The organism is Streptomyces sp. NPDC048560, assembly GCF_040650955.1.
Lineage (GTDB): Bacteria > Actinomycetota > Actinomycetes > Streptomycetales > Streptomycetaceae > Streptomyces.
Genome location: NZ_JBEZIJ010000001.1, coordinates 444,387 through 456,794, shown reverse-complemented (window position 1 = coordinate 456,794; position 12,408 = coordinate 444,387). Strand labels below are relative to the sequence as shown.

The following is a 12,408-nucleotide window of genomic DNA, read 5'->3' as shown; positions in this document are numbered from 1 at the left end:
GGTTCCGGACAGTGCGGCCTAGAACTCGACGAAGACGGCCGTCGCGTCGTCATGGGTCTTGCTCCGGCGCAGGTACCGGCGCTCCGTGTCCGCCCGCTCCAGCTCCCGCACCCGGTCGATGAGCCCCTGGGGCCCGGTCTTGCGCAGGAGCTCCAGGGTGGCCGCCCAGTCGCCTTCCCGGAACATCTCCGTCCAGCGGCTCGCCCCGTCCGTCAGCGCGGCCAGGGACCGGACCTCCGGTCGCGGCACCCGGCCGGTCACCGCCCGGGACGCCACCTGGGGGTCGGCGGCGGCGGTGAAGAAGCCGCCCTCCTTGTTCCGGGCGCGGGCGTCGGCGATGGCCACGGAGGCGAGCGAACCGGGCGGCAGCCGGTCGAGCCGGTCGTCGAGGACCGCGCGCACCTCCCCTTCGGGCGACTCCAGGAGGAGCACGGAGTCGGAGAGGACCAGGTACTCGACCGCCTGTTCGTCCCAGCGTGCGAGCACCACCGTCGCCTGCGGAGTCCTCACGTGAGAAAGGTCACATGAGGAACGGTGCGTGTCGGCGGTGCGCCGGATGGACTCGGCGAGGATCTCCGTCAGCGTCAGATCTCGGCGCGAACAGGACAGTTCGGCCAGCGCCCCGCCCAGGCGTGCCGTGAACCAGGGGACCGAGTGCACACAACCGTCGTCACCCTCCGGTGGCGTCACGCCGTCGAGCAGGACCAGCGCCCCACCCTGGCCGGACGCGGGGAGTGCGGCGGACGCCCAGTCCTCGTTGGGGCGTTCCCGGATGCCGGATTCGGTCGCGAGTTCCATGCGCATGAGGTCAGTCTGCACGACGCCTTCACGAGCCCTGCACGAACCGGCGGTTGGCCCGTACCAGCAGGTCAGCCAGGCCGGTGCGGGCGGAGGGAATCGCTCCGTGGCGGGTGCGGGCGGGCATCCTGCCAAAGCCTGGGCGGAACTTCCACCCGGTGGCCCGTGCATGGCCGATGGCGCCCGTGGGGAGACTTGTTCGCCAACTCCGGAGTGATGTTCACTCCTTCGAGTGGCGGAGCGGTTGATGCGTGCGCCCCTCTCAAAAGCACTGGAATGGTCAGAAGCCGTACCAGGGGTGGGGCGCCTTTTCACGTGACCGTACGTCACCTCTGCTTCATGGGTGGACGAGTCAAGATTGCGAGCACCGGTGCAGAAGAAGAGGCCTCGGAGCAAGGGCAGCACGCGCGACGGTTCCGGGGCGACCCCTCCGGTGCCGGGCGCCGCCAAACGGACCGTGCGGGTGCGCAGCCGACTGGTCGCGGGTGTCGCGGTCGTCGGCATCACCGTCATCGCCGCGGGCGCCCCCGCCGCGCTGAGCGCCTCGTCCGACCTCAACGAGTCCCAGCAGCTGGTCACCCTCTCCGAGCTGAACCAGCAGGCCATCACCCTCGCGCACTCGCTCGCCGATGAGCGCGACGAGGTCACCGCGTTCATCGCGGCCGGCCGCGATGAGTCGCCGGAAGGCGCGGAGGGTGGCTCCGCCGCCCGCGTGGACCAGCAGGTGGACGAGATCCGCGCCGAGGCCCCAGCAGGTCTGCGCAGGGACATCTCCACGATCCCCTCGCTGCGCCGCGAGGCGCTCTCAGGCAAGGGCTCGGCCATGGAGGCCCACCGGGCGTACTCCGAGGTCATCTCCAAGCTCCACGGCCTCGCCGAGGAGCTCGCGGCCAAGACCCCGCCGCGCGCCTCCGACTCCACCCGCGCACCGCTCGCTCTCGGCGGGGCCGTCGAGCAGGCATCGGCGACCCGGGGCCTGCTCCTGGCCGCTCTCGCCGTACCGCGCGGCGAGACCGTCACGCAGACCGATCCGTTCACCGGGCTTCCGGTCCGGATCCAGGGCGAGAGTTCCGCCGAGGACAGCCGCAACCGCGACGAGCTGAGCGCCGCCGCGCAGCAGGCGCGGGTCCGCGAGCTCGCCTCGCTCGCCGACTTCGACCAGGCCGCGAACCCGGTCGCCCGGGACAAGCTCTCCTCGACCGTCACGGGCCCCGAGGTCAACAGCGCGGAGAAGTACCTCTCCAGGCTCACCGACCGGCCCGAACTGTCGGACGCGGACCAGAAGGCCGACCGCAAGAAGGTCGCTGCCGCCCTCTCCGCCCGCATCGACCGGATGCGCGGCGTCGAGTCGGCACTCGGCACCGCCCAGGTCCAGCGCCTCGAACAGCTCCGCGACGACGACGTCACCGCACTCGAACTGCGGCTCGCGCTGCTCGGCGGCTGCTTCCTGATCGTCGTGGGCGTCTCCACCGCGGTCGCCCGCACCCTGACCCAGCCGCTCGCCGTCCTGCGGATCGGCGCCGCGAGGCTCGCGGGCGAGCCGGAGACCGCCGAGGCGATCCGCTACACGGGCCGCAACGACGAGTTCGCCCAGGTCGTCCGGTCCATCAACGCGCTGCACGGCAAGCTGTACGGGCTGCACGACACGTTCGGCAAGGAGCTGGAGACCCTCCGCGGCGAGCGCGGGGGACTGGTCGCGGGCCGCGAGGCGCTCACCGTCCAGCGCGCCGAACTCCAGGTCCACGCGGCCGATCTCACCGCCCAGCTGGAGCGGCTGAAGAACACGGTCCACCACACCTTCGTCAACCTCTCGCTGCGCACCCTCGGCCTCGTCGAGCGCCAGCTCGGCGTCATCGAGAGCCTGGAGGAGCGCGAGCAGGACCCGGAGCGTCTCGGCACGCTCTTCAAGCTCGACCACATGGCCACCGTCATGCGCCGCCACAGCGAGAACATGCTGGTACTCGCGGGCGCCGAGCACGGCCACGGCCACGCCGGGCCCATTCCCCTGGTCGACGTCCTGCGCGCCGCGGTCAGCGAGATCGAGCGGTACGAGCGGGTGACGATCCAGTCCCTGCCGCCGCACGCACAGATCGCCGGTTTCGCCGCCGACGACCTCAGCCACCTGGTCGCCGAACTCCTGGAGAACGCGACCTCCTTCTCGCCGCCCGACTCCCATGTCGAGCTGTCCGGCTGGCTCCTGGAGACCGGCGAGGTGATGCTCTCCGTGCAGGACGAGGGCATCGGCATGTCGGCCGTCCGGATGGGCGAGCTCAACGCCAGGCTGGCAGACCCGGCCTCGTTCGAGGCGGGCGAGCAGAGCGCCGACGGCGCCGGGCTCGGCCTCCAGGTGACCTCGCTGCTGGCCGCGCGCCACGGCGTACGGGTGCAGTTGCGCGAGCAGAAGGGCAACGGGGTGACGGCGGTCGTCGTCCTGCCCCAGGCCCTGCTGCCGAAGGCGCCTCCCGCCGCCTCGCCCCCGCCCGTGCACAAGGCGGGTGACGCGCCCACGCTGAATCTGCCGGGCTCGGTCGCCGAGGCCAACTCCAACGCCCTGCCGGGCCGGACGGGCGAACTGCCGGGCACCGCGAAGACCGGGGCGCCGGAGGCGGCCGGGGTCGCGCACGTTCCGGAGCCCGAGGCAGCAGAGGCAACGCAGGCTTCCGAGTCGGCGGAGACGGCCGAGACGGCGGAGAAGGCGGAGACGAGAGAGTCGCCTGAGGCGGTCGAGCCTGCCGAGGCGACCGTCGATCCGCTGATCGCGGCAGCCGAGCAGACGATCCGCGAAGCCGGCGTCATCCCCGCCGAGCCCGCGATGCCCGGCCCCCGCCCGGTCGCCGTCGAGACCGAGGCGGAGACCACGATGCAGGTCAGGCTTCCGGTGCCGCCGGAGACGGCCGGCCCGGTGGCCGTCGACCCGTACGCCATCGGACCCGACCGGCACGAGCGCGCCGCGGACGACGATTCCGCGCAGGCCCCGGAACCCCACGCGAGGCCCGGACAGGCCACCGCCCCGGAGCCGCTCACGGCACCGGCCCCCGCCGCCGAGACGGTTCCCGGCCCCCGGCAGCCGCAGGGCGAGGTCCGCGGCGAGGACGAGGGCGTCGTCACGGACAAGGGGCTGCCCAAGCGCACCCCCAGGATCGTGAAGCCCGCGGGCGCCCCCGCCGCCGAGCGCAAGGGCAGCCTGGACAAGGACGCCCTGCGCCGCAGGCTCGGCGGCTTCCACCAGGGCGCGAAGGACGGCCGACGCGACGTCGAGGCGGAGATCGCCGAGGACACGCCGGTCGGCGGCGTCGCGGTCGCCGCCGCGCACACCGACCACACTGAGCTGGCCGACCGTACCGACGGTCGATCCGATGAGATGGGGGACACAGTCGAGGAGGCACGCAGTTGACTGCGCCCAGCACATTCGGGCTGAGCACCGAGGCCCGGAATCTTCACTGGTTGCTGAGCAATCTCGTGGAGGAGGTGCCAGGGGTCCACTCGGTCACCGTCGTCTCGTCCGACGGACTCATGCTGCTCTCCTCGGACCCGGGCCACCTGGTGAACGCCCCCGCGGCCGAGAAGAGGTCCGGCCCCCGCGGTTCAAGCGCCGACCTGGCCACCATCGTCTCCGGCATCGGCTCCCTCACCACGGGAGCCGCCAAGCTGATGGACGGCGGCGGCGTCAAGCAGACGATGGTCGCGATGGACGAGGGCAGTGTCTTCGTCATGTCCATCAGCGACGGCTCGCTGCTCGGCGTGCACGCCACCCCCGACTGCGACATGAGCGTCGTCGCCTACCACATGGCGCTCTTCGTCGGCCGTGCCGGACACGTACTCACCCCCGAACTCCGCAGTGAGCTGCGCAAATCGATGGAGAGCGCCCAGTGACCTCAGCTGCCGAACCCGCCCGCAGGCTCCCCGTGCGCGGCGCCGACAAGCGGCCCGCCCGGGTCCGTCCGTACTCCCTCACGGGCGGACGCACCCGCTTCGGCCACGTCCTCCTCGTCGAGACGTTCGTCGCCGCCCTCGAAGCCCCCGACGAGCGCCGCGAGCTCACCAACGGCAACCTCGCCTCACGCGTCATGCCGGAGCTCAGGGCCATCGTCGAACTCTGCCGCCGTATGCGTACGGTCGCGGAGATCTCGGCCCTGCTGAAGATGCCGCTCGGCGTGGTCCGCGTGCTGCTCAGCGACTTGGCCGACCAGGGAAAGATCCGCGTGTACGGAACCGGTCACGGAACCGGTCAGCCCGACCGCGCACTGCTCGAAAGGGTGCTCAATGGACTCCGCCGTCTCTGAGGCGACGCTTTTCGCCCCGCGTCAGCCGGGGCCGGCGGACCAGGCCGAGGAAACGCTCCAGCCGTGGCAGCTGGACCACACCCGGGCCCCCATCGCGACCAAGATCGTGGTCGCGGGAGGCTTCGGCGTCGGCAAGACGACGTTCGTGGGCTCGGTCTCCGAGATCACCCCGCTGAAGACCGAAGCGCTGATGACCCGGGCCAGCGAGGAGACCGACGACCTCACCGCCACGCCGGACAAGATCACCACGACCGTGGCGATGGACTTCGGCCGTCTCACGCTCGACGACGATCTCGTCCTGTACGTGTTCGGCACGCCCGGTCAGCAGCGTTTCTGGTTCATGTGGGACGACCTGGTGCGCGGCGCGATCGGTGCGGTCGTGCTCGCCGACACCCGGCGCCTCGCCGACTGCTTCCCGGCCCTCGACTACTTCGAGAGCTGCGGTCTTCCCTACATCGTGGCGGTCAACCACTTCGAGGGGACGCCCGGTTACGAGGCCGTGGATGTCAGGGAGGCCCTGACCGTACCCCCGCACGTGCCTGTTGTGATCATGGACGCGCGTAACAGGATCACTGTCGTCGAGTCGCTGCTGGCCCTGGTGGGTCACGCTCTTGATGCCACCCCGGCCTAGGGTCCGTCCGGCCCTGAACAGCCGACACACGCGTACGAACACGTAACGGAGAACCGCGATGCGGAAGATACTCATAGTCGGAGCCGGTCAGTCCGGGCTCCAGCTCGCCCTCGGACTGCAGTCGAGCGGTTACGAAGTCACCCTCATGTCCAACCGCACGGCCGACGAGATCCGGACCGGCCGGGTCATGTCGACGCAGTGCATGTTCCACACCGCGCTGCAGCACGAGCGCGACCTCCAGCTCAACTTCTGGGAGTCGCAGGCCCCTCGCATCGAGGGTCTCGGTGTGTCCGTCGCCGCGCCTGACTCCTCGCGTGCCATCGACTGGGTCGGCAAGCTGGACGGCTTCGCGCAGTCCGTCGACCAGCGCGTGAAGATGGCCGGCTGGATGGAGACCTTCGCCCAGCGCGGCGGTCAGCTCGTCATACACGGCGCGGCCGTCTCCGACCTGGACTACTTCTCCCGCACCTACGACCTCGTGATGGTCTCCGCGGGCAAGGGCGAGCTGGTCTCCATGTTCGGCCGGGACGCCTCGCGTTCGCCGTTCGACGCCCCGCAGCGCGCCCTGGCCGTGGCCTACGTGCACGGCATGGGCCCGCGTCCCGAGCACCCCGACTTCGACGCGGTCCGCTGCAACCTGGTCCCGGGCGTCGGCGAGCTGTTCGTCATGCCGACCCTGACCACGTCCGGCCGCGCGGACATCCTGTTCTGGGAAGGCATCCCGGGCGGACCGCTCGACGCCTTCCAGGGCATCAAGGACCCCTCCGAGCACCTGGCCAAGACGCTGGAGCTGATGGAGAAGTTCACTCCGTGGGAGTACGCCCGTGCCACGAAGGTCGAACTGACGGACGCCAACGGCACCCTGGCGGGCCGTTACGCGCCGACGGTCCGCAAGCCGGTCGGCCGGCTGCCCGGCGGCGGTCTGGTCCTCGGTGTCGCGGACGTGGTCGTGGCCAACGACCCGATCACCGGCCAGGGCTCCAACTCGGCTTCCAAGTGCGCGAACGCCTACCTGCAGTCGATCATCGAGCACGGCGACCGGGAGTTCGACGCGGACTGGATGCAGTCCACGTTCGACCGCTACTGGGACACCGCGCAGCACGTCGTGAAGTGGACCAACGCGATGCTCGGCGTCCCGCCGGAGCACGTGCTGAACCTGATCGGTGCCGCCGGCCAGCTCCAGCCGGTCGCGGACCGCTTCGCCAACGGCTTCGACGACCCGGCGGACTTCGACAACTTCTTCTTCGAGCCGGACCGTACGAACGCCTACCTCGCCGAGGTCACGGGTGCCGTAGCCGGCTGACGGCCGACGCCGACGGGGCTGTCACGTCGTTCGGGCCGACGTGACAGCCCCGTCGGCATGTGCGCTACTCGACCGGGGCGGTGGCCGCGCTGTACCCCGTGTCGTCGCCGTCCGTGGCGTTCTCCGGGAGCTCCGGAGGCGTGTACGTGCTCAGCGGCTCGGCGTCCGGGTCCGGGCGCACCGCGCCCAGCAGCGGATTCGACGCGAGGGGTGAGACCTTCACCTCGGCCCCTGGGCGCGGTGCCTGCACGACCAGGCCGTTGCCGATGTAGAGCGCCACATGGGTCGCCTCCGGGAAGTAGACCACCAGGTCGCCGGGGCGCAGGGACCTGACCGGCACCTTCGGCAGTTGCCGCCACTGTTCCTGCGAGGTCCGGGGAACGGGCCGTCCGGCCGCCGCCCACGCCTGCGAGGTGAGTCCGGAGCAGTCGAACGACGAGGGACCCTCGGCGCCCCACACATACGGTTTGCCGAGCTGCGCGACCGCGTACCGCACGGCGTCACCGCCCTGCCGGGACGGCGGCCTCGTGGAGCTGAGGGCTCCGGAGGCCACCAGCTCGCGCTGGGCCGCGTTCGTGCCCTCCTTCTCCAGCAGGGAGACGGCGTCGAGCTGTTGGGGGGTGAGCGAGGCCAGCATGGCCTCGATGTCCTTCAGACGGGACTGCACGACGTCGCGCTGCTTCTTCTGCCGCGCGGCGAGGGCCTGCTGCTTGTCGAGTGCCTTGCGGGAAGCGGTCGCCAGCAGATCCGCGCGCTTCTCGGCACCCGCGAGCCGGTCCACCGTCGCCGCCCGGCCCGCCGCCATCCGCTGGAGGATGTGGCTCTGGTCCAGGGCGCTCGCGGGGTCGCGGGCCAGCAGCAGCCGCATGTACGCGGAGAAGTCGGACCGGCCCTGGTACTGCTCGCGGGCCAGCCGGCCCGCGTCCCCCCGGCCCCGGTCGAGCGCGACCCGGGCCCGGGCAAGATCGGCTGCCAGCTTCTTCGCCTCGGCGGTCCGCTTCCTCAGCTCCACGGCCGTGCCGTTGTACGCCTCGCCGGCCGCCTCGGCCTGCCGGTAGAGCGTCTGGAGCCGCTTCAGCAGCCCGGCGACGCTCTCGGCCCCGCTGCCGGCCTGCGGGGCGAACGCCTCGTCCGCGTCGACGGTCGTCCCCTCCGCGTCGACCGGTTCCTCCGGGCCGACCGCCGTCCCCTCCGCGCCGACCGCCGCTTCGTCATCGCCGGCCGTGGCGTCCTCCCCGCCCACCGAGGGGCCAGGGCTCGGGCCGACGGGTTCGGCGGTGGCGGGTGCGGCCGAGACGACCGCCGCGATCACCGCTGTGCAGAGCGCACGCAGGACTCTCCCGGGCACGACATCACCTCCGACGACGGAGCGGGGGCCCATTTGTGGGATAACCCCACAAATGGGCGGATCCTCTCCATCCGGTCAGGTGGCGTCAGGTGACGCAAGCACCGTGCGGCGTGGCGCCGGTCAGGTCACCGGGAAGGCGTAGAACGCCCTGCCCCGCTGCACGACCGCGGTCCCGCCGGACGTCCTGACCCGGTACGGAGCAAGGGCCGTCGCGCCCTTCGGGTCCTTCTCCGGGTCCTGCACCCCGATGTCCTGGAACTTCCACAGCCGCCGCCCGTCGGTGGCGGAGAACGCGGTGACCTGGGTGACATCCGCCGCGAGCAGCGTCTTTCCGCTCCTGCTGAGCGCGAGGGAAGGGGCGTTGCCGCCGAGGGGCACCTCGGTCGAGCGGCGCCAGCGCAGCCGTCCGGTCTCCCGCTCGACGACGCCGACCTCCTGGTTCCGGTTCGTGATGTGGAGGAGTTCCCCGGCCGGGACGGCTGTGCCGAAGACGGATGCCTCGGTGCCGTTCACCCGCCACAGCGGCTTGCCCGTGGCCGTGTCGAAGGCCTGGAGATCGTCGCCGACGGCGCCGTACAGCTGCCCCTCCTCGTCACCCGACACGGCCCCGTCCGGCGTCACCGTGCCGAACTGCCGGGTCCACAGCAGCTTTCCGGTGTTCCGGTCGAAGCAGCGGAAGGAGCCCTTGCCCTTCGCGGCCTTGACCTCGCCGGGGGTGAGCGTCGCGGCGGTCTGGCGTACGACGATGTCGGCGGCCCTGACGGCGGTCAGCCGGTAGTCCGGTGTGCCGGGGGAGCGCCCGGCGGGCACGGCCGCCCGCCACAGTTCCTTGCGCCGCACGATGTCGTACGCGAAGAGGTGGGCGCGGACGACCTGGGTGTCCTTGCCCGGCTTCTTGCCCTTCTTCGGTTTCTTGGCCTTCACGGTGACCGTGTGGGAGCCGGTGAACCAGACGACGGGGCCGAAGTGGCCGGTGAGCGGACCGGCCTTGAGGCCCGGTGCGTCGGTGAACGCGGTCGCGTACGCCACCCGGTGGACGATCCTGCCGTCCTCGGCGGAGAGCCAGAGGAATTCGGCCGGGCCCGCGAGGAAGCAGAGGCCCTTGCCGGCGGCCAGCACCTCCTGGCCGCCGGTGGCGTCCGGCTGCTGCCAGACCTTGCGCCCGGTGCGCAGACTGACGCCGGTCGCCCCGTTCTCGCCGTTCAGCACCAGCAGCTCGTCCTGCCAGATCGCGGACGTGAGGGGCGCGGGCTCGGACGCCGGATGCGTGTACATCCAGCGCGGCTCGGGAGGCAGTCCCGGCACCGCGCGGCGAGGCTTCGGCTCCGGCTTGTCGTCGGCCGGGGGCGCGGAGTCATCGGAACCGAGGGCGAACACGGCGCCCGCGCCCACGAAGAGTCCGGCGGCCCCGGCGGCGAGGACGGTGAGCAGGGCCCGGCGGTCGCGCGCGAGGCCGGAGGGGCCTGACGGACGGGAGGGGCCGGGGGAGGCGGCAGGGGCCGGCGCGGGTGCCTGGGAGGGCAGCGGGAGAGGCGCCTGCGGGGCCGGGGCGAAGGGTGCGGGCCCGGCGGCCTGCGGCGCCGGGGCCTGCGGTGCGGCGGCCTGTCCGTAGGGGTACGGAGCCGGGGCGGGCGGGAGCGCCGTCTGTTCGCGGGGAAGGGCCAGTTGCGTGGTCGGCAGGTCGGTGTGCGGCCGGCTTCCGATGGCCTTGAACCGGGTGGTCCTGCTGTCCTCGACGGTGCCCTGGCCGCTCTCACGGGGCTGCTCCGTGACCACGGGAGCGGCGACCGGCGCCACGGCGGCGTCCCGCACCACCGCGTCCTGCACGGGGGCGTCCCGCACCACCGCGTCCCGCACCACCGCGTCCTGCACGGGGGCCTCACGCACCACCGCGTCCCGCACCACGGCGTCCTGCGGCTCGTCCAGGGATTCGTCCACAGCGGGCTCGTCCGCAGGCGCCTCGTCGGCCGGCGGCTCCAGCCCACGGGCCCAGCTCTCCTGCGCGGCCACCGCCGCCGCCAGCGGCTCAGGCAGCCAGCCGTCCTTGGCCAGCGCCGCCGCGCCCTCCAGTGCCAGATCGGCGGCCACCGAGCCCGCCGAAGGCCGCTCGGACGGGTCCTTCGCCAGGCAGCGGGCGATCAGTTCGCGCAACGCGTCCGGTACGGAGTCCAGTTCGGCGCTGCTGTGCGCGATCCGTTCGGCCGCCTCGTCGGCGGGACCGTCCGCGAGCGGGGTCGTGCCCGTCGCCGCGTAGGCGAGCAGCAGTCCCAGGACGAACAGGTCGGACGCCGGTCCGGCCTCCTCGCCCCCGACCTGCTCAGGGGTCAGATAGCCCAGCCGTACGGAGAGCTGCCCGCCGGGCCGCGCCTCCGCTGCCGCCGCCGCGCCCAGCGGGCCGAACGCGGTGAGCCGGGGGCCGTCCGCGGCCAGCAGGACCGTGCCAGGGGCCAGCCCCTGGAGGACGGCACCGGTGGCGTGCACCCGGGACAGGGTCTCCGCGATGCCGGCGCCCAGTATCCGCACGGCGCGCTCGGGGAGCGGCCCGGTCAGGTCGATGGCCTGAGCGAGCGTCAGGGCGGGCACGAACGGCCACGCCGTCCACAGCTCACCGGCACCGGGAGCGGCCAGCGGAGCCTGTACCCATCCGCCGGCCAGCCGCTCCGCCGTGCGGGCCTCAGCCTGGAAGCGGCGCCGGAACGCCGGGACCGCGGCGAGCGCGGGCCGCGCCGCGCTGACGACGGCGAGTTCGGCGGTGCCGCCGTCCCTGGCCACGTACTGCACGGCGCTCGCCGTCTCGCGGAAGCGCGCCAGCACGGTGTACGGGCCGAAGTGACGTGGATCGTCCTGACGCAGCGCCTCCATGGCGCACCCCCCTTGTTACCGTGCCTCGGCACCAGAGCGTCGATCTTAGAGGGTCCGGCCCCCGTTGCCCGGCCCGGACACCCCGCTCCGCGCCGACGGGCGCGAGGAGTCAGTGCCCGCTGCCGGGCTTCGTCCAGGGCCACTTGACGGTCCGCCGCTCGCGCCCCCCGGGTGCGTACTCGTACACCCAGCCGCGCGGCAGCCCCAGCCGCCTGGTGTGTCCGGCCGAGACCCGCTGGTACGCGTACACGGTGGGAGGGCCGCCGTCGGCGTCCGGTACCGGGACCTCGTACCACTTGGGGGGATGGCCGGTCGCCCCGACGAGGACGGGCAGCACCCGGCCGTCCAGGGGACCGCCTCTGAAGAGGGTCTTCTCGCTTCTCACGGGGTCAGTCTGACGCAGCGGGCAGCAGGTGGGCCGCACCGGCCATCACCGGGAGCACCAGATCCGCCAGTCGCCCGGCGGGTCCTGTGGCTGTTTCCAGCGGCAGCAGGTCCGCCACGGCGGCGGCGGTCTCGGGGTCCGTCGCCGCCGTCGCCGCGAGCAGCGCGATGAGATGGTCCACGAGCCAGCCGCGCAGTCCGTCAGCCGGGGGCTGCTTCTCCTCGTCCAGCCAGATCAGGGACGCCGCCTCGACGGCCGCGATCCAGGTGCGCACCATCATCCGCAGCCTCGGTCCCGCCGGCCGCCGCCCGGGGCCGCTGCCCCTGCCGAGGTGCAGCAGGATCTGTTCGGCCGCCGCCCGCCTGACCCCGTCCACGATCGCGCTCGTACGTGAGGTCTCGGCGACGCTGCCGCCCTGGAGCAGGGCACTGAAGCCGGCGTCGTGCTCGTCCACGAAGGCGAGATACCGGTCCAGGACCCGCGAGAGCCGCTCCGTGGGGGGTCCGACGGCGGGTTCCGTGAAGCACAGCGTGAGTTCGGCGGCGGCCGAACCCAGCGCCGCCTCGTACAGCTGCTGACGGCCACCGGGAAAGTACCGGTAGACCAGCGGTCGCGAGACACCGGCGACCGCCGCCACCTCGTCGAGCGAGACCTCGTCGGGTGCCCGGTGCGCGAAGAGACCGAGGGCCGCGCCGATGATCTGGGCGCGCCGCACCTCGACGCCGAGCCGTCGGTAGGCGGGGGTCGTCGGGGTTTCAGCGGCGGAGGTCATGCGAGGAAGACTATGGGCTGCCGCTC

10 protein-coding genes are annotated in these 12,408 nt (G+C 72.5%); 5 read left to right on the top strand and 5 right to left on the bottom strand.

The window, feature by feature from the left end:
* Positions 1 to 18: 18 nt before the first annotated feature.
* Complete coding sequence (locus AB0C82_RS01940) at positions 19 to 804, bottom strand: hypothetical protein (RefSeq protein WP_362835301.1); 786 nt, start codon at positions 802 to 804, stop codon at positions 19 to 21.
* Between the two features lie 364 nt (positions 805 to 1,168).
* Here AB0C82_RS01940 and AB0C82_RS01935 point away from each other — a divergent pair, with 364 nt between their 5' ends.
* The 5 genes from AB0C82_RS01935 to AB0C82_RS01915 are packed head-to-tail and all read left to right on the top strand — an operon-like array spanning position 1,169 to position 7,015.
* Positions 1,169 to 4,192 carry a nitrate- and nitrite sensing domain-containing protein gene (locus tag AB0C82_RS01935; RefSeq protein WP_362835299.1) on the top strand — a complete coding sequence of 1,008 codons (3,024 nt, stop codon included), beginning with the start codon at positions 1,169 to 1,171 and terminating at the stop codon, positions 4,190 to 4,192.
* Complete coding sequence (locus AB0C82_RS01930) at positions 4,189 to 4,671, top strand: roadblock/LC7 domain-containing protein (protein ID WP_362835297.1); 483 nt, start codon at positions 4,189 to 4,191, stop codon at positions 4,669 to 4,671. Before AB0C82_RS01935 ends, AB0C82_RS01930 begins: the two co-directional genes overlap by 4 nt.
* Positions 4,668 to 5,081, top strand: a complete 414-nt coding sequence (locus AB0C82_RS01925) for a DUF742 domain-containing protein (protein ID WP_185298505.1) — start codon at positions 4,668 to 4,670, stop codon at positions 5,079 to 5,081. Before AB0C82_RS01930 ends, AB0C82_RS01925 begins: the two co-directional genes overlap by 4 nt.
* A complete protein-coding gene (locus tag AB0C82_RS01920) occupies positions 5,062 to 5,712 on the top strand; it encodes an ATP/GTP-binding protein (protein ID WP_362835295.1) in 651 nt (216 codons plus the stop codon). Before AB0C82_RS01925 ends, AB0C82_RS01920 begins: the two co-directional genes overlap by 20 nt.
* A gap of 58 nt (positions 5,713 to 5,770) precedes the next feature.
* Positions 5,771 to 7,015, top strand: a complete 1,245-nt coding sequence (locus tag AB0C82_RS01915; RefSeq protein WP_362835293.1) for a styrene monooxygenase/indole monooxygenase family protein — start codon at positions 5,771 to 5,773, stop codon at positions 7,013 to 7,015.
* Positions 7,016 to 7,079: 64 nt separating this feature from the next.
* On the opposite strand, the gene AB0C82_RS01910 is transcribed toward AB0C82_RS01915, so the two are convergent.
* The 4 genes from AB0C82_RS01910 to AB0C82_RS01895 all read right to left on the bottom strand — a co-directional run bounded on the left by AB0C82_RS01910 (position 7,080) and on the right by AB0C82_RS01895 (position 12,382).
* A complete protein-coding gene (locus AB0C82_RS01910) occupies positions 7,080 to 8,363 on the bottom strand; it encodes an NlpC/P60 family protein (protein ID WP_362835291.1) in 1,284 nt (427 codons plus the stop codon).
* A gap of 120 nt (positions 8,364 to 8,483) precedes the next feature.
* The gene (locus AB0C82_RS01905) at positions 8,484 to 11,225 is read right to left on the bottom strand and encodes a PQQ-binding-like beta-propeller repeat protein (RefSeq protein ID WP_362835289.1); all 2,742 of its coding nucleotides are present in this window, start codon (positions 11,223 to 11,225) and stop codon (positions 8,484 to 8,486) included.
* Between the two features lie 109 nt (positions 11,226 to 11,334).
* Complete coding sequence (locus AB0C82_RS01900; protein ID WP_362835287.1) at positions 11,335 to 11,610, bottom strand: hypothetical protein; 276 nt, start codon at positions 11,608 to 11,610, stop codon at positions 11,335 to 11,337.
* A 4-nt stretch (positions 11,611 to 11,614) separates the two neighbouring features.
* On the bottom strand, positions 11,615 to 12,382 hold the full coding sequence (locus tag AB0C82_RS01895; protein ID WP_362835285.1) for a TetR/AcrR family transcriptional regulator: 768 nt from the start codon (positions 12,380 to 12,382) through the stop codon (positions 11,615 to 11,617).
* Between the last annotated feature and the right edge of the window lie 26 nt (positions 12,383 to 12,408).

Coding starts and splice junctions, on each gene's coding strand:
- AB0C82_RS01940 (WP_362835301.1), bottom strand. CDS start 804: ATGCGCATGGAACTCGCGACCGAATCCGGCATCCGGGAACGCCCCAAC.
- AB0C82_RS01895 (WP_362835285.1), bottom strand. CDS start 12,382: ATGACCTCCGCCGCTGAAACCCCGACGACCCCCGCCTACCGACGGCTC.
- AB0C82_RS01915 (WP_362835293.1), top strand. CDS start 5,771: ATGCGGAAGATACTCATAGTCGGAGCCGGTCAGTCCGGGCTCCAGCTC.
- AB0C82_RS01920 (WP_362835295.1), top strand. CDS start 5,062: ATGGACTCCGCCGTCTCTGAGGCGACGCTTTTCGCCCCGCGTCAGCCG.
- AB0C82_RS01905 (WP_362835289.1), bottom strand. CDS start 11,225: ATGGAGGCGCTGCGTCAGGACGATCCACGTCACTTCGGCCCGTACACC.